Source organism: Terriglobus albidus, assembly GCF_025685425.1.
GTDB classification, from domain to species: Bacteria; Acidobacteriota; Terriglobia; order Terriglobales; family Acidobacteriaceae; genus Terriglobus; species Terriglobus albidus.
This window is the reverse complement of sequence record NZ_JAGTAS010000050.1, coordinates 1-22,812: the sequence shown is the minus strand read 5'-3', so window position 1 is coordinate 22,812 and position 22,812 is coordinate 1. Positions and strand designations below refer to the sequence as shown.

The following is a 22,812-nucleotide window of genomic DNA, read 5'->3' as shown; positions in this document are numbered from 1 at the left end:
AGAGGCGCCTGCCTGTCGGGGCAGACGCCTCCACGGTCAAACTTCCGTCAGTCCGCCGATACCACGTGTTCGTGCTCACGCAGCCTGCGATCGGCGTCCTCCGTCTTGAAGTACCTGCGTCCAATACGGTCAAAGAACAGATAGACCACCGGCGTTGTGTAAAGCGTGAGCACCTGCGAGACGATCAGGCCGCCGATGATCGTGATACCCAGGGGACGCCGCAGCTCAGAACCCGTACCCGTACCCATGGCCAGAGGAACGCCGCCGAGCAATGCCGCCATCGTCGTCATCATGATGGGACGGAAGCGCAGCAGGCACGCCTGGTAGATCGACTCCTCCGGCGTTTTGCCGTGCTCACGTTCGGCTTCCAGCGCAAAGTCGATCATCATGATGGCGTTCTTCTTCACGATGCCGATCAGCAGGATGATGCCGATCAACGCAATCACGTTCAGCGAATCGCGGACGATGATCAACGCCAGAATGGCGCCCACACCCGCCGAAGGCAGCGTCGAGAGAATCGTGATGGGGTGGATATAGCTTTCGTACAACACACCCAGAACGATGTACACCACAATGAGCGCGGCCAGGATCAGGATTGGCTCGTTCGACAGCGATGCCTGGAAACTGCGCGCCGTTCCCTGGAACTCTGTATTCACGCTGAGGGGAATATTCATCTCCTTCAGCGCCTTCGTGATCGAATCCACCGCATCGCCAATGCTCTTATCAGGCCGGATGTTGAAGGAGATCGTCGCCGATGGAAACTGGCTCTGATGATTGATGGAGAGCGGAGCCTTCCTCTCTTCGAAGTGCGTGAACGTCGACAACGGCACCTGTGTTCCGTTCGAGCTCTTCACATAGATATGGTCAAGCGAGTCCGGAGTCCGTTGAAACCTGGGTCCCGCCTCCAACACCACATGGTACTGATTGATCTGCGTATAGATCGTTGAGATCTGCCGCTGGCCGAAGGCATCGTCCAGCGTGTCATCGATGTTCTGCGGCGTAATGCCGAGGCGCGACGCCGTATCACGATCGATCACCAGGTGCGCGCCCAGGCCGTTGGGATGCTGATCGCTGGTCACTGCCGTCACCTCAGGCAGGGAGCGCATCTTCTCGATGATCTGATCCACCCAGTTCTGCAGCTCGACCGGGTCCGCGTCTTCCACGGACAACTGATACTGCAATGCGCTGACGCGATCCTCCACCGTCAGATCCTGCGAGGGCTGCAGGTAGATCTTGATCCCTTCCACCTTAGCCAGCTCAGGCTCCAGATCGCGGATAATCTCGCTCGCGGTCTTACTACGCTCTTCGCGATCCTTCAGCGTGATCTGCACGCGTCCTGAGTTGATGGTCATATTCGTGCCATCGATTCCGATGAATGAAGAGACATTCTCAATATTCGGATTCCTCAGGATCACTGACGCCAGTGCCTTCTGCTTTGCAGCCATGGCAGTGAAGCTGGTGTCTTCCGGCCCCTGCGTAATTCCCAGGATCACGCCGGTGTCCTGCACCGGAAAGAAGCCCTTGGGCACGTAGATATACAGCAGTACGGTGGTAACAAACGTAGCAAGCGTCACCAACAGGGTTAACGTCTGGTTGCGAAGCACCCAGCGCACGCCCACGGCGTACTTCTCAATCACGTAGTTGAAGAACTCTTCGCTCTTACGGTAGAACCAGCCCTTCTCCGATTCTGGAAGATGCTTCAGCAACTTGGCCGCCATCATCGGCGTCAGCGTCAGTGAGATCACCGCGGAGACCAGGATCGTCACAGCCAGCGTCACCGCGAACTCGCGGAATAGACGGCCGACGATGTCTCCCATGAAGAGCAGCGGGATCAGCACGGCGATCAGCGAGATGGTCAACGACACAATGGTGAAGCCAATCTGTTCTGAGCCCTTCAACGCCGCATCCAGCGGCGAGTCGCCCATCTCCAGATAGCGATCGATGTTCTCCACCATGACGATGGCATCATCAACCACGAACCCCGTAGAGATGGTCAGCGCCATCAGCGAAAGGTTGTTGAGTGAATAGCCCAACAGATACATCACGCCGAAAGTGCCCACGATCGAGAGCGGCACAGCTACCGAGGGAATGATGGTGGCGCGCCACGATCGCAGGAAGAGGAAGATGACCAGAACGACCAGCGCAATGGTCAGCATCAGCTCAAACTGCACGTCCTTGACCGATGCCCGGATCGTATTCGTCCGGTCGGTGAGCACATCGATACGGACCGTGTTCGGCAGCGTTTCGCGCAGGCGCGGCAACAGCGCCTTTACGGAGTCGACGACTGAGATGATGTTCGCGCCCGGCTGCCGCTGGATATTGACGATGACCGCCGGGTCCTCGTTCCACCATGCCGCCTGGTACAGGTTCTCCGCCGAGTCCACCGCGTTGGCGACATCCGACAGCCGAACCGGGGATCCATTCCGGTAAGCAACGATCACCTTACTGTAGTCAGCCGCGGCGGTAAGCTGATCGTTCGCACCGATCGTAAAGGCCTGCCGGGCTCCCGAGATGCTTCCCTTGGGTTGATCGACGTTTGCCGACGCCAGCGCTGTGCGGACATCTTCCAGCGACATGCCGTAGCTGGCCAGCGCCGTTGGATTTGCCTGGATACGCACAGCCGGCTTCTGACCGCCGTTGATGCTGACAAGACCCACGCCCGACAGCTGCGAGATCTTCTGCGCCATGATCGTGTCAGCCAGATCTTCCACCTTCGCGAGCGGCAGGGAACTGGAGCTGAGCGCCAGCGTCAGAATGGGCGCATCCGCGGGATTGACCTTCGAATAGATCGGAGGGTTTGGGAGGTCTTTCGGCAGATAAGAACCGGCTGCGTTGATGGCTGCCTGAACGTCCTGTTGAGCGATATCGATCGACTCATTCAGGTTGAACTGCAGCGTAATGACCGATCCGCCGCCCGAGGAGATGGAGGTCATCTGCGTCAGGCCGGGAATCTGGCCGAACTGGCGCTCCAGGGGACCGGTGACCGACTGGGTCATCACCTCCGGGCTGGCTCCCGGATAGAACGTAAGCGTCTGGATGGTCGGGTAGTCCACCTGGGGCAGCGCCGAGACCGGCAACTGCAGGTAGGCAACCGCTCCGGCAAGAAGAATGGCCACCATCAACAGCGAGGTGGCCACTGGCCGGAGAATAAACGGCCTTGACGGACTCATGGTTGTTCACCTCCCTGGGGACGCTGTCCACGAGGACGGCTGCTGCTGCCACGGCCTTGCCCGGAGTTATCGCTTGCCGGTGCGGTCGAGCCCGGAGCTCCAGGCCCTTTGGCTCCTCCCTGGCCGCGACGGCCGCCGCCACCACCCTGGCCATCGCCCAGAATGGCGCTGCCTGTCATCGGATTCGCGGGACGCATCGTGACGCGCGCGTTGGTGCGCAGCCGCTCGGCGCCGTCAGTCACGACCATCTCACCCGGCTGCAAGCCACTGGAGATGATATCCAGCGTTCCCTCCGTTGCTTCGATCTTGATGGGCCTCATCTCGACATAGTGTGGCGGTCCCTGCTGCGCGCCCTGAGTTTGTCCTCCCTGGCCCGACGCGCCCTGCCCCTGCGCGCTACCCTGTCCACGACGCCCGCCGCCGGCTCCCTGACGTCCCTGGCCTCCACCTTGGCCTGGTCCCTCGCCATCAGCACTGGCCGGAGGATTGCCATCCTTGACGACATACACAAAGCTGCCCTGCGTTCCGCTCTGTACCGCCGCCGTGGGAATCACGATCGCATTCGGGCGGTTCTCGAGCACCAGGCGGGTATTCACAAACTGGTTCGGGAACAGGGTGTTGTCGTTGTTATCGAAGACAGCCTTCAGCTTGGCCGTGCCGGTAGTGGTGTCGATCTGGTTGTCGGTGGTCAGCAGCGTGCCCTTGGACAGCAGAGTCGTATTGGAACGGTCATAGGCTTCTACCGGCAGCTTCTGCCCGGAACGCGTGCGCTTGAGCACCTCGGGCAACTGATCTTCGGGCAGCGTGAAGATCACGCTGATGGGGTGCATCTGGGTAATGACAATAAGACCGGTCGTAGAACCTGCCGAGACAATGTTGCCGGGATCCACCTGGCGCAGACCCACAACACCATTGATCGGCGAGTTGATCCGCGTATAGCTCAGATTCACCTTCGCGGTCTGAATCTGTGCCTGGTCGGCCTTGACGGCTCCATCAGCCTGTCCGGCAGCAGCCTCCTGCGCCTGCGCCTGCTCACGGCTGACAACACCGGAGGCATACAACTGGTCATACCGCGTCGCCTGCTGGCGCGCATTCGTAGCCGTTGCCTGGTCACGGGCCAGATTTCCCTCAGCCACAGCCAATGCGGCCTCATACGGAGCAGGATCGATCAGCATCAACGGCTGGCCCTGCTTCACCTGCTGGCCTTCCGTCACATACACCCGCAGCAACTGTCCGTCGACACGCGAACGGATGGTCACCGTGTTATAGGCCGTGACTGTTCCCAGCGCCGTGTAATAGATCGGCATGGTGCGCTGCTGTACCGGAGCAGCAGCCACCGCAACAGGTCCGCCAAAGCCTCCACGCCCGCCGCCCGGTCCACCGGGGCCGGCGCCCTGCGTCGCCGCATTCTTGCGGTTATCCACGATCTTCCAGACACAGAAGCCGACAAAGACGGCAATCACCAGAATGATGATGATCTTGCGGAGAACGCTGCCCTTTTTATGCTCCTCGTGCGCAGGCAGTGCCTCATGGTGTCCGGGCGCGGGCCGCGCCGGCGTCGATTCGTGCTCGGGCTTCTGTACAGTCGTCATGACCTTTTGAAATCTATTCCGGATGATGTGAATGTCGTTGAAACGTTAGGGTGGTAATCTCCCCGGACAGAGATACGAAATTTGTCCTGAGGGCTAGTGCAAGCGTACTTGAAAATACGAACAACCCGCGCAGAAGGTTTCTCAAATCCGACGCGAATTTATAATCGAGCCATAGCCTAGGGCGGTGATCTTGCCAGTAGAACTTCAAACGATAGACGCTCCAACCCAGCGAGTGGACGTACCACTTTGTGTCGATCTGGATGGAACGCTCGTAAAAAGCGATACACTGCACGACGCTCTGATGGTCATGCTGCGGCAGTCGCCCGCGAGCATTCTGAAAACCTTCGGCTGGCTGCGCCAGGGCAAAGCCGCCTTCAAGCGGAATGTCACCTCAGTCGTGATGCTTGATGCTGCGCACCTTCCCTACAATCACGCACTGCTGCAGTACCTGCGCGAAGAGAAAGCCAACGGACGAAAGATCTACCTCGCTACCGCCGCCGAGAAGGCTCTCGCCGACCGTGTGGCCGGCCACTTGGGTATCTTTGATGGTGTTTTGGCCAGCGATGGCAAGATTAATCTGGCCGGGAAAAATAAGCTCGCAGCCTTTCAGCAGATGTTCCCTGAAGGCTTCTGTTACATCGGCAACGCACTGCCCGACGCCAAGCTCCTGGCCGCGTGCCAGACGCCAATGGTCGCCAATCCACACGGCCGCCTGAAAGTCGCGATGAAGCGCTCCGGTACCGTCCCGGTGCGGGTCTTCGACGACAAGAAACCGCCGCTGAAGGCCTTTCTCAAGGCCATCCGTATCCACCAGTGGGCCAAGAACGTCCTGATCTACCTGCCCCTGTTGTTGGCGCACCAGATCCGCTGGAACACAGTCGTCGGCGCTACGGTCGCCTTCCTGAGCTTCAGTTTTTGCGCCTCGGCAACCTACATCATCAACGATCTATTGGACTTAGAGGTCGACCGCAGGCATCCGCGCAAACGTCTACGGCCTTTTGCGGCAGCCGATCTGAGCGTAGGCGCCGGCTTCGGAATTGTCGCCAGTTTCCTGGCGATCTCCGTGCTGCTGGGAGTGGCGCTCCCGTATCTCTTCCACGCCGTTCCGGGCCACGCCTGGTTGGCGCAGCCCCATAAGTTCCTTCTGTGGCTCGCCATCTACGCCGCCATGACACTCAGCTACAGTTTCCGGCTGAAGCGCATGATGCTGGTGGATGTCATCATCCTGTCCATGCTTTACACCCTGCGCATCGTCGTCGGCTCGGTATCGACCGGGATTCCCGTCACCACCTGGCTAGGCGCCTTCAGCATCTTTTTCTTCCTTTCCCTGGCCTTCGCCAAGCGGTTTGCGGAGCTGGAGAACCTGCGGGCCCGCGAAAAAGACAATGCCGCCGGACGTGGCTACCGGGTTAGCGATCTGGAACAGTTGCGCACCTTCGGCTCGGCCAGCGGATATGCGGCCGTGGTGGTGCTGGCGCTCTATCTCAACTCACTCACCGCGCAGAACCTGTATCCGCACCTCACCCGCCTGTGGCTACTGATTCCGATCATCATCCTGTGGATCAGCAGACTCTGGATGGTGGCCTCCCGCGGTGACCTGGACGAAGATCCGGTAGTCTACGCCCTGGAAGACAGGCGCAGCCTGATCTTGGGCGGCCTCATGCTGATCGTCGTCCTCTCCGCAGTCATTCCGCTCTAACAGGCGGGTTCCCACAAACCTTATTCAATCATTCAATTCTTCAATCATTCATTCGCCCAGGCCCGCCCATTTATCCTGATATACGGCGTATGAGTGATTTGATTCCGCAACTGAACGACTACAGCGAAACTGCGCTGGACCAGGCCTTCACCGGCCTGCTGGACGAGGTGCGCCGCGGGGCGGCCACCCTTGCCTCTCCCGAAGCCGTGGAGAACTTCCGCCTCGAGTGGCTGGGCCGCAAACAGGGCCGGCTGAAGCTGGTAAGCGATGCATGGCTGAAGACCGCTCCCGTCGAGGCAAAGAAGGCGCTGGGAATGCGCTTCAATCAGCTGAAACAGGAGATCGAGGCAGCTCTTGAAGGCGGCTCAACCGTCGGCAGTGACAAAAAAACAGCTTCCCTCGATATCTCTTTGCCAGGCATCTCCCCTCGCGTCGGTGTAGAACATCCGTTGGTCAAGACAATGCAGCAGATCGTCGGCGTCTTCAAGGCAATGGGCTACTCCGTCGGCACCGGTCCGGAGGTCGAAACCGACTTCTACAACTTCGAAAGCCTGAACTTCCCTCCAAATCACCCGGCTCGAGATACCCAGGACACCCTCGTAATCGCCGATCAGGAAGGCAAGCCGCTGCGCGAGCGGCTGCTCATGCGCACCCATACATCCCCGGTGCAGATTCGTACCATGGAGAAGCAGCAGCCGCCCCTCCGCATCGTGATCCCCGGCAAGGTGCACCGCAACGATGCCGCCGACGCCACCCATTCGCCCGTTTTCCATCAGGTAGAGGGTCTCTGCGTCGACACCAACATCACCTTCAGCGATCTGAAGGGAACACTGGACCACGCCATGAAGGCGCTCTTCGGCTCAGAGGTGAAGACGCGTTTCTTCCCCTCGTTCTTCCCGTTTACCGAACCCAGCGCTGACGTGCAGATCAGTTGCCCATTCTGCGGCCAGAAGGGCTGCCGCAAGTGCAAGTACTCCGGCTGGATCGAGCTGCTTGGCTGCGGGATGGTCGACCCCGCCGTCTTCGGCTTCGTCAACTACGACCCGAAGAAGTTATCAGGCTTCGCCTTCGGCATGGGCGTGGAACGTATCGCGATGATGCTCTACGGGGTAGGCGACATCGGCCAGTTCTACTCCGGCGACATGCGTTTTCTGGAGCAGTTCGCGTAGCGAACTGGTTGAATGGTTGATTTGTTGAATAGTTGAATCGTGGAAAGGCCCGGGAATCCGGGCCTTTCTTCTTCCATCAATCGCTTTTGCTTGTCATCCTGAGCATAGCGAAGGACCTGCTTTTCGACCCTCCACCACACAGGGTGCCCCATCCATCGCATCGCGATGGGTGGGACATTCGAGCGCTTAGCTCGAACCGCCTTTGTTTGTCATTTCGCAGCGACCGGGGTCCCTGGCCAGCTTCGCTGGCTGAGGTGAAGGGAAGCGGAGAAATCCGCTTCTCTACCACCTTCTCCGAAGCCAGTAACCAGCAAACCTCATTCAATCATTCATTTCTTCAATCATTCATTTCCCCACGCTCTGCTTCCGCGCCGCCTCAAACTCATCTCCCGGATTCCACGTAATCGGCGGCTGCGTCAGCGATACATACCCCAGCTCAATCCCAAGCCGGCACAAGTTCGCCAACCCGCTGAAGTCCCACTCAGGACGGAAGTTATCACTCACATTGTGATAGTCGTTCTGATTGAAGAGCTCGCTCTGCTTCCGTCCCCAGTCCTTGTCATGTCCCTTATACGTTCCACCCTGACCAAGCGAAAAGGCCGGAACACCTGCATGCGCGAAAGAGAAGTGATCGGAACGGTAGTATCCTCCGCTCACATCCGGACGAGGAGCCGGGATGCTGTAGCCGAACTTCTTTCCAACCGCCTCCATCGTGGGATAGAAGCTGGTGCGCTGCACACCGCCGGCATGCAGTTCCGAACCAGTGCCCAAGGGCAGAATCTCATCGAAATTCAGATTCAGGTTGATCTGCCCAAGCGGGATCGGTGGATGCTGGGCCAGATACAGCGATCCCAGAAGACCCTGCTCCTCGGCCGTAACCGCAGCGAAGACCACCGAGTGCGGTGGCAACACCTTGGATGACGTGACAGCACGCGCAATCTCCAGCAGCATAGCCGTCCCCGTGCCGTTATCCGCGGCGCCGTTGAAGATTGCGTCCTCACCGGGTTTCGCGTCGGCCTTTACACCCAGATGGTCGTAATGCGCCGAGTAGACGACCGCCTGGTCCTGGGCCGTGCGCAACACTCCGGGATAGATGCCGATTACATTCGGTGACTGGAAGTGGCGGACAGAGCTCACCACCGTCGCCTTCAACGAGACCGGCAGCTCACGCGCCTGGAAGCCCGGCTTGGCCGCGGCAGCGAACTCAGCGTCCAGCGTTGTGCCGGCTGACGCAAAAAGCTTCTTCGCGATATCGAGCTGAATCCACGACGCCGCCGCAAGCTTCGGATCTTTGTCCTGCGTCAGAAAAGTCTTCTCAGAGGTATTGGAGTTGCGGACGACGTCCCATCCGTAGCTTGCCAGGTCGGTGCGATGAATGATCAGCGCTCCAATGGCGCCCATCTCCGCAGCGTGTTCGAACTTGTAGGTCCAGCGGCCATAGTAAGTCATCCCCTTGCCGCCGAAGAACTTCGGATCATCCGAAGGCGGATCGTTGACGATGCAGAGAATGACCTTGCCCTTTACGTCTACGCCCTTATAGTCGTCCCACTTGTACTCAGGCGCGGTGATACCGTAGCCCACCCAGACGATAGGTGCATCGATGGCTGCCTCCGGCTCCAGCTTCGAGTTGAAGACAACAAAGTCCTCTGCAAAGCGCAGCGGCATCGGAGCACCGGATTTTGGGACAAGCGTAAAGGTCGTCTTCGCCGGATCGGACTTAACACTGGTGAAATCAACCTGCTGAAAGTAGGTGCCATTGTCGCCGCCGGGACGAAGACCATAGCTGGCAAACTGTGTCGCAATAAACTTCGCAGCCAGCTCGCCGCCGCGCTGCCCGGGATAACGGCCCTCTAGCAAGTCATCCGACAGGAACTGATCGAAGGCACGAATCGAGTCAGCCGAGACAGCATTTTCCGCAGCTTCGACCGCGGGCGGCAATGGCTTGGTGGTTGCAGTTTGGGCAGCCAGCGTTCCGGCAAGGAGTGAGAGGGCGAGCGCTTGCTTCATGGGCAGACGTTTCTCCGTAAGAATTCGAGTTTATACAATGCCCAGAGCCTCGTGCCCATCGGCGACGCGATCCTGGAAGGATGAAGTATGCGGATTGGCTGAAGACCGCATAACTCCAATCGGAAACCTGTGGGAGCCGTGGGCTTTCAGCCCCACGGTCTATGCGATCCAGAAGAACTCGGCTTTTAGCCCTGGAAAGTTTGCTTGAGGATCAAAACGACCCAGGCTAAAAAGCCCATGTTCTACATGTCTTTATCAGCGGGCTGAAGCCCGCTGCTCCCACCCATTTCTCGACAAGTTCGACTCCTAATTTGCGGCAGCAATCGCCGTGACGATCTTATCCATCGCGTCCCGGTCGGCATTGGTGCGCGGGTAGTGCGTGCTGACCATCACCGAAAAGACCAGCGTCTTGCCGCTGGCGGTATCGAGGTATCCCGATAGTGCTCGCGCTTCCGAGAGGGTTCCTGTCTTGGCGTAGAGATGATCCTTCATCGGCGCATTCGGAAAACGCGCAGCCAGAGTGCCATCCTCACCACCGATCGGCAGCGTCTTCTTCCAATCGGCGAACCACAGCTGTGTAGCCGCGTAGCTCAGTAATTTGCCGAGCGCCCGTGGCGTAATCAGGTCGTGCCCGGAGAGGCCGCTGCCGTCGAAGAGCACGAAGTCATCCGGATCGACACCCGCGCGCGTGGTCACGAAGCTCCGGATCACACGCGCCCCCTCAACCGTGGAGCCTTCCTCGCCGTACGCCGCCCCGAGATGATGCAGGAAGAGTTCGGCATGCAGATTCTGCGAGATCTTGTTGGTCCACAGCAGTGCATCGATCAAAGGGACTGAGGTATGGCTTGCCAGTATCTTGCCCGAGGGCATGGCATCGGGTTTTGGCGCACCCAGCATCAGCGGCTCATGCGAAGCGGTGAGAAAGTTCTTCGGCGCAGGAGATACCGGCAAGCGATGACGCGCAACAGCCTTGCCCGTTACTTCGACACCGCGAGCTTCGAGAAGATGCTTCAGAGCGAGCGCGGCGAACTCCGCCGGATCGTGAATCGCCAGTGACTCGATATAGGGTTTTGCGTCAGACGCAATGGTTCCACTCAGCCGCACTGTCCTGGAACCGAGGTCTCGCTCGGAGGCGATCCGTGTCGCTGACCCCGGAGCTCCGGTGGTGATGTGCAGTTCCAGCGAGTAATACGGCACCGCAGGCAGAAAGCTTGCCGCCGCAGGCTTACCTGGATCAGTCGCCGGCGTGATGGTGACATCGATGCGGTTATCGTTGATGGTCAACGCGCTGACCGGTGACCCGTCATCACCGACCGTGTCATCGATCGCCCAGTCCTCCGGATACGGGTCCCACGGAAAGAGCGTGTCATCACCGACAATATCGCCATTGATCACCTTCAATCCGCTTGCCGCGACCTGATCGGCCATCTGCGTCAGGTACTGCAGGGGATTAGCCGCGGGCGGCGCCGGCTTCGGACGCTGTGAAGGAGAGAGATACGGGAAGCTGCGACCGGAGAGGTTCGGATCACCACCACCGACCAGCACCAGATTACCGGCCAGCGCTGCGGGCGTTGCATAGATTCCTTCCGCGGTAATGCGTGTCGTGAAACTCTTCTGCGGGCCAAGTAATGCAATCGCCGTGGCAGTGGTGAAGACCTTGTTATTCGAGGCGGGGACGAAGTACTGTCCGTCATTCAGTCCATAGACCGGCTGGCCATCGAGGGTGGAGACATAGACTCCCCAATGCGCGCGGCTGACAGCAGGATCGGCAAGGATGGCCGTGACCTGCTGCGCCAGCGATGGTTTGCGCGATGCTTTTTTGCCGGCAGCAAATCCAGGCAGGCTGACAGCAATCAGAGTCACAGCAACACAAAGCTGCCGGATGTGGAGGACCGGACGGTTCAATGGCATGGGCGGAGTGTAGCATCGGCATCGATGGGCTTTGCACGAAGAGATCGTTTTCCCTGGCAACTGCGCTCGCGCCGGCTATCACTCGGTGAGCGCACGCTGGTCATGGGCATCGTCAACGCCACACCTGACTCCTTCAGCGATGGAGGTCACTATGATCCGGTAGCGCATGGCCAGCGGCTGCTGGACGAGGGCGCGGACATCCTTGACGTGGGCGGCGAATCAACACGGCCCGGAGGCGCGGGTGAGGTCAGCGGTCAAGAAGAACAGAGCCGTGTTCTTTCCGTAATCGAGGCGCTGACGAAGGCCGGAGCAATTGTAAGCGTGGATACCTATCGCGCTTCCACCGCACGATTGGCCATCGAAGCCGGAGCGGAGATTGTGAATGATGTCTCCGGCCTGCTGTGGGATCCGGAGATGTCATCGACCTGCCGTGCGCTGGGCTGCGGCGTCGTCCTCATGCACACCCGCGGCAAACCGTCAGAATGGGCAACGCTGCCGCCGATGACCGAGATAGTGCCAACCGTCGTCCGCGAGCTACGGCAGCGTATCTACGAGAGCGGTATTAGGCGCGAGCACTTGATCGTCGATCCCGGCTTCGGTTTCGGAAAACGTGGAGAAGAGAACTTTACATTGATGGCAGGACTGGACCAACTAAAAGAGCTTGGGCTGCCGATTATGGTCGGCGCGTCACGAAAAGGATTTCTTGGTGGCGAAGTACGAGACCGGGAGTTCGCGACAGTGGCAATGCATACGGCTGCACTTCTTACCGGCGCGCATGTGATTCGTGCCCACGATGTCAAAGCAGCCCTACAGGGAGCACGCGTGGTAGACCGAATCCTGAATGGAACCTAAGAAGATCATGGAGGCCATGCTCTAGGTGCCCACGTCCCTCGGGGACATGGGCCCGGCCTTTACTTTCCAAACCTCAAATCTCAAGATCGCCGGTACACACACTGACAAGCGAAAAACTATTCGAGCTTCGCTTGAATGCCGCCCAGGTCCCCGAGGGACACCACCCCAGCGAGCTCGTTCGCTGGGGACCCCGGACCTGGGCCACCCCGTCTTGCCTGATTCAAAGGGCTAAGCCCGGAAACACTGGGCAGCGTGGTCGTCGACCATACCAATCGCCTGCATCCATGCGTACACAATCACAGGCCCGACGAACTTGAATCCCCGCTTGCGAAGATCCTTTGAGATCAGCTCCGAAGTGGGTGTCTGCGCCGGAACATGACCGGTGCGGTTAACCGTCGGCTTTCCTCCGGCGAGATTCCAGTAGTACTTCCCGAAGTCTTCTCCGTTCTTTTCCATCGCCAGAAAGATCTTCGCGCCTTCAATCGTGGCGACGATCTTGGCGCGGGCACGGATAATCCCCTCGTCCTGCATCAGGCGCTGAATGTCCTTCTCTGTGAACTTCGCCACCTTTACCGGATCGAAATTCTTGAAGGCACGCCGGAAACCCTCACGTCGGCGAAGAATGGTCTGCCAGGAGAGGCCCGCCTGAAAGCCCTCCAGCATCAGGCACTCCCACATGGCGCGGCTATCGCGCTCCGGTCGGCCCCACTCCTTATCGTGATACTCCTGCATCAGCGGGTCGGAACCGGCCCACGAACAACGTACCTTATTCAAGCGTCCTTTCTCAGACATGTCCCTCCCTTATCTCCCACACCCCGGAAATGGGGGTATCTTCCGGGTTTCTGCCCCGATTTCCTCATCCGGATTCAGCTTTCCTCATAAGGATTTACCGCCGAAATAATGGTAGCCTGAAGGCGAAGGAAAAACGAAATGCTGATTGCTCTGGCGGCGCTGGAAGGCTTGACGTTGTTACTGGTACTGGCGCTACTGCTCCGCAAACAGGGTCCCGCCGTCGACCCCGAGCAGATGCTCCGCCTGGAGACGAAGACCGACACTCTGGAGGCAGGCCTGCGCAATGGCTTCAGCGATGCCCGGCGAGAAGCCCAGGAGGCCACCCTACGCATCCTGGAGGCCAATGCCAAAGCCGCCAGCGAGCTGCGTACCGAGGTGACAGACAGCATCTCCAAGCTCAGCACTGTCCTCACTGGCGGCCTGGACAGCTTCCGCGCCGATAACAAGAGCTCCGCAGTGGACCTGCAGAAGGCAATGAACCTGCAGATGGACTTCCTGCAGAACCGGCTTGGCCAGTTCGCCGAAGCGCAGCACCAGCAGGCCACCACCCTGCGCGAGAGCCTGAATTCCAAGCTGAACGATCTGAGCGCGAGCAACACCCAGCATCTGGAAAAGCTGAACCGCGACAACGCTGCCAAATTGGAAGAGATGCGGCAGACCGTCGACGAGAAGCTGCATGCCACCCTGCAGACACGCCTGACCGAGAGCTTTGGGCAGGTAACGGACCAGTTGACCAAGGTGCACGCCGGGCTGGGCGAGATGTCCAAGCTCTCCGAAGGCGTCGACGACCTGAGCCGTATCTTTACCAACGTGAAGTCGCGCGGCGGCTTCGCCGAGGTCCAGCTCGGCATGCTTCTGGAGCAGATGCTGGCTCCCAGCCAGTACCTGCAGAATGCCCGCGTCAAGGCGAACAGCCTGGAAGTGGTGGAGTACGCCGTCCGTTTCCCCAGCCCTCAGGGCGAAACGCTGCTGCCGATCGACGCCAAGTTCCCCCGCGAGGACTGGGAACGCCTGGAAGCAGCCTACGAACGCGGCAATCCGGAAGAGGTTCACACCGCCGGCCGCGCCTTTGAGGCTGCCATCCGGACCGAAGGCAAACGAATCTGCGACAAATACATCCAGCCGCCAGTAACCACGCCGCACGCCATCATGTTCCTGCCGACAGAGGGCCTCTACGCCGAGGTAATGCGCCGCGACGGCCTGCAGGCGGAGATCCAGTCCAGGTGCAACGTCACCATCGCCGGTCCGAGCACATTATCAGCCATTCTCACCAGCTTCCAGATGGGCTTCCGCATGCTCGCCATCCAGGAAAAAGGCGACGACGTCTGGAAGGTGCTCTCGAAGACGCGCAGCGAATTCAGCAAGTTCGGCGACCTGATGTCAAAGATGGAAAAGCAGGTCAGCACGGTGCAGAACACCATCGAAAGCCTGAATGTCCGTACCCGGGCCATCAACCGGACCTTACGGGATGTCGAGATGGATGCAGGGAACCTGGGCGACGGAGACGCGATTCCATTCCCGGAATTGGGGAACATTACTCCCCTGCTGGCCGCATCGGAAGAGGAACCGTTTTAACCCGTTCGTTTTCCTTTGCACCCGGTTGTTTTACACTCAACAGGGCGTTTCGTATCCTAAGATTTCGCGGAAACTGGCCGCGTACGGTCGCAGACGCATCAGTTTTTTTGCTGTACCGAGATTCATAGAGGGAAAAGAGACAGGAGACTCAACTCATGGCAGATGTTTCAGAAAAGGTGAAATCAATCATTGTGGAGCAGCTTCAGGTAGACGAGGCCGAGGTGACCCCCGGTGCGAGCTTCCAGGAAGACCTGGGCGCCGACTCCCTGGACGTCGTCGAGCTGGTCATGCAGTTTGAGGAAGCCTTCGACATCCAGATTCCGGATGAGGACGCCGAGAAGATCAAGACCGTAAAGGACGCGATCGAGTACATCGAGTCCCACTCGAAGAAGTAACCAAAGGAATCACGTGGAAAAGCGTCGCGTCGTTGTAACAGGCCTGGGCCTGATCTGCGGTGTCGGTAACACCGCCGCAGAGGTTTGGGACGGACTGATGGCCGGCAAGAGCGGTATGGCGGAGATTACGGCATTTCCTCTGGAAGGCCACCCCGTCCGCTTTGCCGCCGAGGTCAAGGATTTCGATCCATACAAGTTCATCGATAAGAAAGAGGCCCGTAAGATGGGCCGCTTTATCCACTTTGCCATCGCCGCCGCAGAGGAGGCGATGCAACAGAGTGGGTTGAAAGTCACCCCGGAGAACGCCGAGATGGTCGGCGTGCATATCGGCTCGGGCATCGGCGGTTTCGATGTCATTGAACGTGAACACACCAACCTGATGCAGGGCGGTCCACGCAAGATCTCGCCCTTCTTCATCCCGGCTTCCATCGTGAACCTGGCCGCGGGACATGTCTCCATCCGTTTTGGAGCCAAAGGCCCGAATGAAGCCACTGCCACGGCCTGCACCACCAGCGCGCATTCCATCGGCGACGCATACCGCATCATCGAGCGCGGCGATGCCGACGCGATGATCGCCGGCGGCGCCGAGGCAGCCATTACGCCTATGGGCGTAGGCGGCTTTGCAGCGATGAAGGCTCTCTCCACCCGCAACGACGACCCGACACATGCCTGCCGGCCCTGGGATAAGGACCGCGACGGCTTTGTGGTGGGTGAAGGCGCGGGCATCCTGATCCTGGAAGAGCTGGAGTTCGCCAAGAAGCGCGGAGCGACGATCCTTGCAGAGATCGTCGGCTACGGCATGAGTTCGGACGCCTACCACATGACCGGTATGGCTCCCGAGGGCGAAGGTTGCTACCGCGCCATGGCGAATGCGCTGAAGTGGGCAGGCATCAAACCCGAGCAGGTTGCCTACCTGAACGCACACGCCACCAGCACGCCGCTGGGTGATGCCCTCGAGTCCAAGGGTATCGAGAACCTCTTCGGCGAGTATGCGCTGAGCCACAAGCTGCTGGTCAGCTCCACCAAGTCGATGACGGGCCACCTTCTGGGCGGCGCCGGCGGCCTGGAGGCAGGCATCACCATCATGGCGATGCAGAAGAGCATGGCTCCGCCGACGATGAACCTGGAAAATGTCGATCCGGAGTGCAAGCTGAACTACGTTCCCGGAAAGCCGCAGCCCGTGGAGATCGACTATGCCCTGTCGAACTCCTTCGGATTCGGCGGAACCAATGGTTCGCTGGTCTTCAAGAAGTGGTCTGAGTAGCTTTCATAGAGTGAAAGCCAAAGCCGCGAGAGTGATCTCGCGGCTTTGGCTTTTGTAGAGTTCCATCACTCGAAGGTGACTGGTGCTTTGCAAATCCCCATACATTGGGTGCCCTATTCACGCGTAGCGTGAGTGGGACATTCGAGCGAAGCTCGAACTGCTTTGCTTGTCATCCGATGTGGGGTCAAATATCCCACCCATTGCTACGCAAATGGATGGGGCACGATTCTGTGACGACTCTGTCTCCAAGCCTCAACTGAATGCGGCGGCGAAGCCGATCTTCAGAATCGTAAACAGCGTCCACCAGATGAAGACCGCAATCATGCCTTTGCGGATCGTCAGCTTCGCAACAATGGCACAGCCGATTCCAAGAACGATGAACTCCCAGATCTCGAAGATATCGATCGATGTCAGTAATGCATAGAGTGGGCCGCTGTGGCGATCGAGGTAATAGCCGAGGTTGGTGCCGACAGGATCCTGGAAAGTAAAGATCTCCGGTGGATCGGTGACCCACAACATCAATGCGGCCAAGAGAAATTTCCCGAGACCGACAAGAAAGCTATACAGCACCACAGCGAAGAGCCCTCCGTAGGTGGCCTCCCCTCCGAAGCCGAAGTTCAACGTTCCCCAGAAGAGCAGCGCATACAGCGCACCGAAGATGACAAACACCACCGGAAAGGAATAGACGGTGATCTTCATGCCGATCGCTTGCTGCTTCTGGAGCGTCGCCACCTGTTCGGCTGTCATGCCCTGGACCCTTTCTTCCATCTTCGGATTGGCCTTGATGGCGCTTTCAGCCAGGCCCTCATAGCCGACGCGCTTAGCAGCACTGAAGGTAAAGATGTAGGAGCCCACGATGATGAGCAGAATGGGCAACAACACGTTGCGGCTGTGATGAAGAATGTCGGTAAAGGTCTTGGACGGAGCGGTAAAGGTGTAGATCACCCTCTGAACCTGCGTGAGTGCCGGCTCCGTGGAGGTTACTTCAGCTTTGGTCATCAACGTCTCCCCCTGTGCGAAGCGATTGTAGGATGAAACGTTGGTCAAGCGGACAAGAATTTCGATGAGCGGCCGTTCTATCATGCGAATGGCATGAGTGTTGAATCCCAGATCGAAGCCAAGATTGAATCACTACGCGAGACCCTCCGTCACCACGAGTACCTGTACTACGTCGAGGACTCCCCTGAGATCTCGGACGCTGAGTACGACACGCTGATGAACCAGTTGAAGGCCTTGGAGGCGGAGCATCCGGAGCTGATTACGCCCGACTCTCCAACCCAGCGGGTCGGCGGCCGCCCGAAAGAGGGCTTTGCCAAAGTGGCGCACTCGCGCTCCATGCTCTCACTCGACAACGCCTACAACGAGGCGGAGCTGCGCGCATGGGCCGACCGTGTGCATGCCGCGCTGCCTGCAGGAGAGACAGTTGAGTTCGTCTGCGAGCTGAAACTGGATGGCCTTTCTCTCGCGCTGCACTATGGCGCAGGTGCAAACGGCGCCTCTGTACTGCAGCGCGGGCTTACACGCGGAGACGGCACCACCGGTGAAGATGTCACCACCAATGTCCGCACCATCCGCAGCGTGCCCCTTGCCGTCTCTGCGGCGAAGCTGAAGAAAGCCGGCATGCCGCAGGAGTTCGAAGTCCGTGGTGAAGTGGTGATGCCGCAGGCTGCCTTCCAGAAGATGAACGAAGAAGCCGCTGCCGCGGGTCTGCCAGTCAAAGCGAACCCGCGCAACGCGGCCGCCGGAACCATACGCACACTGGAACCGAACATCGTCGCGCAACGCCGGCTCGACTTCTACGCTTACTTCCTGTTGCGTGATGGCGAAACACTTCTAGCCGGTCAGCAGGAGACACTCGATGCTCTGAAGACAGCGGGCTTCCGCGTGAACATGCATGGCTCCTCCGCGAAGACCATCGATGCGGTCCTGAAGTTCATTCAAAAGGCCGAGGCTCAGCGCGACGATCTCGGATACGAGATCGATGGTGTCGTCGTAAAGGTCAACTCCACCGCACAGCAGGCACGGTTGGGATTTACCGGCAAGGCTCCACGGTGGGCCATTGCGTATAAGTTCGCGGCCCGCGCAGGTGTGACACAGCTGAAGGGCGTCGGCTTCCAGGTAGGACGTACCGGCAAGCTGACTCCGGTCGCACGTCTGACGCCTGTCTTCATCGGCGGCACCACAGTAAGCAATGCAACGCTACACAATGCCGACGAGATCCAGCGGCTGGGTGTACGCATCGGAGACTGGGTGCAGGTCGAACGCGGCGGCGATGTGATTCCGAAGATCGTGAAGGTTGATGATAGCCGTATGCGCGGAACCGAGGAGATTGAATTCCCTACGAACTGCCCGGTCTGCGGCGAGCCTGTTGTCCGCGAAGAAGGCGAGGTGGACTGGCGCTGCGTCAATGCCAGTTGCCCGGCGCGCCTGCGCGAAGAGCTGCTGCACTTCGCATCGCGCGGCGTAATGAATATCGAAGGACTGGGAGATGCGCTCGTCGCACAACTTCTTGGGCAGGCAGAGATTGCTCCGTCGGAGGGCGAAGAAGAAGCCGCGGAACCTGTCGCGCGTAAGGCACTCATCCATTCCGTCGCCGATCTGTACACGTTGACGATGGACCAGTTACTCACGCTCGAACGTATTGGCAAGAAGTCGGCGCAGACGCTTCTGGATGAGATCGAGCGGTCAAAGAAGAATCCGCTGTGGCGTGTCCTTCTGGGTCTTGGAATTCGTCATGTCGGCGAGCGCACGGCACAACTGCTGGCGGAAGAGTTCGCCTCACGCGGACAGGACTACCAAGCCATGCAGGCGCTGATGGATGCCACGGAAGAAGAGCTGCAGCGGGTACCGGAGATCGGCCCAAAGGTCGCCGCAGCCATTCATGAGTTCTTTGAGGGCCCAAAGAACCGGCAGCTCGTAAAGCGTCTGCATGAACTCGGCTTCAGCTTTACGGCGGTGAAGCGGCAGAAAACCTCGCAGCTCGAAGGCATGACCTTCGTACTCACCGGAACACTGCCCACGCTCAAGCGCGAGGATGCGAAGTCGATGATTGAAGCAGCCGGAGGAAAAGTCTCAGGCTCGGTCAGCAAGAAAACAACCTATGTCGTCGCGGGAGATGAGGCGGGGTCGAAACTGGACAAGGCCAACGAGCTCGGCGTGAAGGTGATCGACGAAGCCGCCCTTCTCGCCATGTTTGGTCAATGAGCGTCCGGCTCGACCCGTCTTGTTTTAGGTTGCGGATAATTTGTTTTTCGTTCGCGCAACGCGCGAATGCCTTGCTTAAGGGGACGGCTTCAGCCGTCCCGTAATGACATCAACAGAGAACGCGGCTTTAGCCGCTGAGGTCAATCATTCAGGTCGCGTACCTCAGCGGCTAAAGCCGCAAAAATCTTTCGGCTAGTTCGGCACGGCTGAAGCCGTGCCCTTAAGCAAGGCAATCGCGCGTAGCGCGATACTCCGATTCTTCGCGGCCTCCCGCGAATCGATAGCCAAACAGATTTCTTCTCTACCGAATACCCCCGTACGATCCACACATCTTAGTGCGCATCCAACTCCACCTTACCGATATGCTTCGGCGGACGCTTCAACAACAGCACCAGAGGCAACACGCCAAGCAGCACATAGGCAAACAGCTTGTATTGATCCATATACGCCAGCAGCTCTGCCTGCCGCTGCAGTTGGTGATAAACCAGAGCCAGGCCGGCGTAACTGGTATCAGGCGTAGCGCCACCTACCGCTCCGCCCAACGCATGCGCGGCCTGCATCGCAGCCACGTTACTGGCGCTGATATTCGCACCCAGATAGGCTTGATGCGTCTGCGCCATGCGCTGCAGGAACGTACTCGAGATCGCAATGCCGATGCTTCCGCCTTCATTACGCACCAGGGCATAGATCCCCGCGGCATTGCTGGTCTGGTCACCAGGCAGGAATCGGAACATGATAGTGCTGAGCGGCACCGTCGTGAGGCCCACGCCCATTACCTGCACAATACGCGGCCATATCAGGTCACTCATAGCCACATCCAGATTGCCGTGCGAGAGCCACCAGGTTCCCAGCGTGATCATGGCAATGCCCATCGCGATCATGCGCCTCGCATCTGTTCCCCGGCTCAACAGAAAGCCGACCAGCGGGACCTCCGCCATGGTTACCAGCCCAGCAGGTGAGACGGCAATACCGGCTGTCGTCGCGTCGTAGCCCAACAGTTGCTGCATGAACTGCGGCAGAAGAAAGGTCGTTGCATACAGCGCGGTATAGAGCGCCAAGACGATAGTGCAGCAGATAGCGAAGTTGCGTTCGCGCAGCAGACGCAGATTCACCACCGGCTTATCGACATGCAGCTCCCATAGGATGGCGCCGAGCAGACATCCAACGGCAATGATGCTGCTCCAGGTGATGAAGGTAGAACCGAACCAGTCGAGCTCTTGCCCCTTGTCGAGAACGATCTCCAGCGCGCCCAGACCGATAGAGATCAGCGCCAGGCCGCCGAAGTCCACCTGAAGCGGCTTGCCCTTCTGCGCCTTGCGCGCAGCCGTCAGATGCGGCGGATCGTGCAGCACGATACGGGTAAAGAACGCACAGGCAATGCCGACAGGTATGTTGATGTAGAAGATCCAGCGCCACGAGTAGTTGTCGGTGATCCATCCGCCGAGCGTTGGGCCAAGCACCGGAGCGCAGAGGATGGCGACGGTATAAACAGCCATCGCCATACCGCGCTTGTTGCCCGGAAAGGTATCGGCCAGGATGGCCTGCACGGAGGGCTGCAGGCCACCACCGGCGAGTCCCTGCAGAACGCGGAAGATCACCAGCATCCCCAGCGTAGGCGCCAATCCGCAGGCTGCAGAGAACGCAGTAAACAGAATCACAGAGCCGAGATAGAAGTTCCTCCGGCCCAGCACAGACGAGATCCAGCCGCTGATGGGAAGGATGATGGCATTGGCCACGAGATACGTCGTCAGTACCCAGGTGCTCTCGTCCTGCGAGGCGGAGAGCGAGCCGGCGATGTGCGGCAGGGCAACGTTGGCGATGGAGGTATCGAGCACCTCCATGAAGGTGCCCATGGTCACGACCAGCGCAATGATCCAGGGATTAAAAGACGGGGGATTGAACTGCGGAACGCTGACAGACGGCTTCTCCGCTTCGGTCTCCAGCGGAATGCCAGGCTCGAACTCCGGCGCCGACCGGCTGAGCTCTTCTTCGGCGTCGAGCATGGAAGACTGACTGGTCATAAAAATGACTAACTAGTCATTAGAGAGATAAAAGCCTGCCGGGATTCATTATGTTAGCTTGGCTTGAGTGTCCGTCAGACAAAAATCCCGCCGCCAGGTTTTAACGGACTTCCGTCGCTCCGAGATCCTGGATGCCGCCCTGAAGCTCTTTGGCAAGAAAGGGTTCGCGGAGACCCGCATGGACGACGTCGCCGAAAAGGCCAGGGTCGCCAAAGGGACGCTTTACCTTTACTTCTCCTCCAAGGAGGAGATCTACGAGACGGCAGTTCTGCAGGCCATCGAGGAACAGCGTGAGCGCATCCGGGAGGCATTGGAAGGGGTAACCGGAACTGCGAACCGCCTGCGTGTCCTGTTGCAGATCCGTATGAGCTTCTGGGAGACCCAGCCAAATGTCTACCGCATGCTGGTGACACTCGGCCGCGAACGCACCCATCGGAAACAGACCCACACTCTGCTGCAGGCAACAGTCCGAGAGCTCGCGGGCATCTTCGAAGACGGCGTCAAAGCCGGTGAGATTCCCGCACGAGACTTCGAGCCGATCGGCTGGGCCGTCATGGACATGCTGCGCGGCATGAATGAACGCCGCCTCTACGGCGAGGCTGACAGCACTCCGGAACAGGACACAGCAATCCTGCTTGCGCTGGTGCTGCCTGCTATCGGCCTGCGCAATCAGGCATAGTCTTCGCGGTACGGCGTGAAGACGTCCAGCACCTCGCTGGCCTCAAACGCCCGGGCCTGATGCACGGCATCCCCCGGCACGATGATGCTGTCACCCGCGCGCAGCGTGTGATCGCCGTCGGGTGTAGTGAGCACGATGTGCCCAGTGACGACGAAGACCAGTTGCTGATGCGGATGCGAGTGCGCCGCCCCAACCCATCCAGGCTCCATGGTGTGCCGGACCAACATCATCTCCGGCGTATAGCTCATCACCTGGCGCTTCAGGCCAGGCTCAGGGTTGGTCATCTGGTCGTTGTTGCGGTGCACCACATCGCTCATGGCTTTCAGCATACGTGATCTTTGTATGTTCGCTGCTTATAGCCGGGTGCCCCTCGATAAGGAAGAAGACTGTGTCAAGGGGTAAAACGAGCGTACACCACTATTCGATGCGCGAGCACCGTATGAGTGTCCAGGGAGCGAGGGTTTCGAGGACCAGAGCTTCTG

The 22,812-nt window shown here is 59.1% G+C and carries 16 protein-coding genes; 8 read left to right on the top strand and 8 right to left on the bottom strand.

The annotated features are described in order from the left end of the window. Nucleotides 1–47 precede the first annotated feature (47 nt). Nucleotides 48–3,170: a multidrug efflux RND transporter permease subunit gene (locus tag OHL21_RS09820; RefSeq protein ID WP_263417089.1), complete on the bottom strand. Its 3,123-nt coding sequence runs from the start codon at nucleotides 3,168–3,170 to the stop codon at nucleotides 48–50. Continuing rightward, on the bottom strand, nucleotides 3,167–4,762 hold the full coding sequence (locus tag OHL21_RS09815) for an MdtA/MuxA family multidrug efflux RND transporter periplasmic adaptor subunit (RefSeq protein WP_263417088.1): 1,596 nt from the start codon (nucleotides 4,760–4,762) through the stop codon (nucleotides 3,167–3,169). Before OHL21_RS09815 ends, OHL21_RS09820 begins: the two co-directional genes overlap by 4 nt. A 232-nt stretch (nucleotides 4,763–4,994) precedes the next feature. Here OHL21_RS09815 and OHL21_RS09810 point away from each other — a divergent pair, with 232 nt between their 5' ends. Further along, nucleotides 4,995–6,461: a UbiA family prenyltransferase gene (locus OHL21_RS09810; protein WP_263417087.1), complete on the top strand. Its 1,467-nt coding sequence runs from the start codon at nucleotides 4,995–4,997 to the stop codon at nucleotides 6,459–6,461. An 89-nt stretch (nucleotides 6,462–6,550) separates the two neighbouring features. After that, nucleotides 6,551–7,630 carry a phenylalanine--tRNA ligase subunit alpha gene (pheS, locus tag OHL21_RS09805; RefSeq protein ID WP_263417086.1) on the top strand — a complete coding sequence of 360 codons (1,080 nt, stop codon included), beginning with the start codon at nucleotides 6,551–6,553 and terminating at the stop codon, nucleotides 7,628–7,630. Nucleotides 7,631–7,975: 345 nt separating this feature from the next. Here pheS and OHL21_RS09800 read toward each other — a convergent pair whose 3' ends face one another. Beyond that, the gene (locus tag OHL21_RS09800; RefSeq protein ID WP_263417085.1) at nucleotides 7,976–9,637 is read right to left on the bottom strand and encodes a M28 family peptidase; all 1,662 of its coding nucleotides are present in this window, start codon (nucleotides 9,635–9,637) and stop codon (nucleotides 7,976–7,978) included. A gap of 306 nt (nucleotides 9,638–9,943) precedes the next feature. Further along, nucleotides 9,944–11,548, bottom strand: a complete 1,605-nt coding sequence (gene dacB, locus OHL21_RS09795; RefSeq protein WP_263417084.1) for a D-alanyl-D-alanine carboxypeptidase/D-alanyl-D-alanine endopeptidase — start codon at nucleotides 11,546–11,548, stop codon at nucleotides 9,944–9,946. 24 nt (nucleotides 11,549–11,572) lie between these two features. Between dacB and folP the strand changes: the two genes are divergently transcribed. Further along, complete coding sequence (gene folP, locus OHL21_RS09790) at nucleotides 11,573–12,400, top strand: dihydropteroate synthase (RefSeq protein ID WP_263417083.1); 828 nt, start codon at nucleotides 11,573–11,575, stop codon at nucleotides 12,398–12,400. A gap of 228 nt (nucleotides 12,401–12,628) precedes the next feature. On the opposite strand, the gene OHL21_RS09785 is transcribed toward folP, so the two are convergent. Further along, complete coding sequence (locus OHL21_RS09785; protein ID WP_263417082.1) at nucleotides 12,629–13,192, bottom strand: DNA-3-methyladenine glycosylase I; 564 nt, start codon at nucleotides 13,190–13,192, stop codon at nucleotides 12,629–12,631. A 138-nt stretch (nucleotides 13,193–13,330) separates the two neighbouring features. On the opposite strand from OHL21_RS09785, the gene OHL21_RS09780 reads away from it, so the two are divergent. The 3 genes from OHL21_RS09780 (at nucleotide 13,331) to fabF (ending at nucleotide 16,426) form a co-directional block, all read left to right on the top strand. Next, nucleotides 13,331–14,767, top strand: coding sequence for a DNA recombination protein RmuC (locus OHL21_RS09780; RefSeq protein WP_263417081.1), 1,437 nt, complete (start codon nucleotides 13,331–13,333; stop codon nucleotides 14,765–14,767). Between the two features lie 155 nt (nucleotides 14,768–14,922). Further along, a complete protein-coding gene (locus OHL21_RS09775) occupies nucleotides 14,923–15,162 on the top strand; it encodes an acyl carrier protein (protein ID WP_147646572.1) in 240 nt (79 codons plus the stop codon). A 13-nt stretch (nucleotides 15,163–15,175) separates the two neighbouring features. After that, a complete protein-coding gene (fabF, locus tag OHL21_RS09770; RefSeq protein ID WP_263417080.1) occupies nucleotides 15,176–16,426 on the top strand; it encodes a beta-ketoacyl-ACP synthase II in 1,251 nt (416 codons plus the stop codon). A 252-nt stretch (nucleotides 16,427–16,678) separates the two neighbouring features. Here the strand turns inward: fabF and OHL21_RS09765 are convergent, their stop codons facing one another. Further along, nucleotides 16,679–17,425 carry a YIP1 family protein gene (locus tag OHL21_RS09765; RefSeq protein ID WP_263417079.1) on the bottom strand — a complete coding sequence of 249 codons (747 nt, stop codon included), beginning with the start codon at nucleotides 17,423–17,425 and terminating at the stop codon, nucleotides 16,679–16,681. Between the two features lie 93 nt (nucleotides 17,426–17,518). Here OHL21_RS09765 and ligA point away from each other — a divergent pair, with 93 nt between their 5' ends. Then, nucleotides 17,519–19,630 (top strand): NAD-dependent DNA ligase LigA, encoded by a 2,112-nt coding sequence (ligA, locus tag OHL21_RS09760; RefSeq protein ID WP_263417078.1) that lies wholly within the window; start codon nucleotides 17,519–17,521, stop codon nucleotides 19,628–19,630. Nucleotides 19,631–19,962: 332 nt separating this feature from the next. Here the strand turns inward: ligA and OHL21_RS09755 are convergent, their stop codons facing one another. Beyond that, nucleotides 19,963–21,651 (bottom strand): DHA2 family efflux MFS transporter permease subunit, encoded by a 1,689-nt coding sequence (locus OHL21_RS09755; protein WP_263417077.1) that lies wholly within the window; start codon nucleotides 21,649–21,651, stop codon nucleotides 19,963–19,965. A 67-nt stretch (nucleotides 21,652–21,718) separates the two neighbouring features. On the opposite strand from OHL21_RS09755, the gene OHL21_RS09750 reads away from it, so the two are divergent. Beyond that, complete coding sequence (locus tag OHL21_RS09750; RefSeq protein ID WP_263417076.1) at nucleotides 21,719–22,330, top strand: TetR/AcrR family transcriptional regulator; 612 nt, start codon at nucleotides 21,719–21,721, stop codon at nucleotides 22,328–22,330. Here the strand turns inward: OHL21_RS09750 and OHL21_RS09745 are convergent. Beyond that, nucleotides 22,321–22,659, bottom strand: coding sequence for a cupin domain-containing protein (locus tag OHL21_RS09745; RefSeq protein ID WP_263417075.1), 339 nt, complete (start codon nucleotides 22,657–22,659; stop codon nucleotides 22,321–22,323). The two genes, OHL21_RS09750 and OHL21_RS09745, sit on opposite strands and share 10 nt — an antisense overlap. Between the last annotated feature and the right edge of the window lie 153 nt (nucleotides 22,660–22,812).

Bases quoted from the DNA above. Each gene is read 5' to 3' on its own strand.
- OHL21_RS09755 (WP_263417077.1), bottom strand. From the start codon at position 21,651: ATGACCAGTCAGTCTTCCATGCTCGACGCCGAAGAAGAGCTCAGCCGG.
- dacB (WP_263417084.1), bottom strand. From the start codon at position 11,548: ATGCCATTGAACCGTCCGGTCCTCCACATCCGGCAGCTTTGTGTTGCT.
- ligA (WP_263417078.1), top strand. From the start codon at position 17,519: ATGAGTGTTGAATCCCAGATCGAAGCCAAGATTGAATCACTACGCGAG.
- OHL21_RS09785 (WP_263417082.1), bottom strand. From the start codon at position 13,192: ATGTCTGAGAAAGGACGCTTGAATAAGGTACGTTGTTCGTGGGCCGGT.
- OHL21_RS09780 (WP_263417081.1), top strand. From the start codon at position 13,331: ATGCTGATTGCTCTGGCGGCGCTGGAAGGCTTGACGTTGTTACTGGTA.
- pheS (WP_263417086.1), top strand. From the start codon at position 6,551: ATGAGTGATTTGATTCCGCAACTGAACGACTACAGCGAAACTGCGCTG.
- OHL21_RS09775 (WP_147646572.1), top strand. From the start codon at position 14,923: ATGGCAGATGTTTCAGAAAAGGTGAAATCAATCATTGTGGAGCAGCTT.
- OHL21_RS09745 (WP_263417075.1), bottom strand. From the start codon at position 22,659: ATGCTGAAAGCCATGAGCGATGTGGTGCACCGCAACAACGACCAGATG.
- OHL21_RS09820 (WP_263417089.1), bottom strand. From the start codon at position 3,170: ATGAGTCCGTCAAGGCCGTTTATTCTCCGGCCAGTGGCCACCTCGCTG.
- OHL21_RS09765 (WP_263417079.1), bottom strand. From the start codon at position 17,425: ATGACCAAAGCTGAAGTAACCTCCACGGAGCCGGCACTCACGCAGGTT.
- OHL21_RS09815 (WP_263417088.1), bottom strand. From the start codon at position 4,762: ATGACGACTGTACAGAAGCCCGAGCACGAATCGACGCCGGCGCGGCCC.
- folP (WP_263417083.1), top strand. From the start codon at position 11,573: ATGGGCTTTGCACGAAGAGATCGTTTTCCCTGGCAACTGCGCTCGCGC.
- OHL21_RS09800 (WP_263417085.1), bottom strand. From the start codon at position 9,637: ATGAAGCAAGCGCTCGCCCTCTCACTCCTTGCCGGAACGCTGGCTGCC.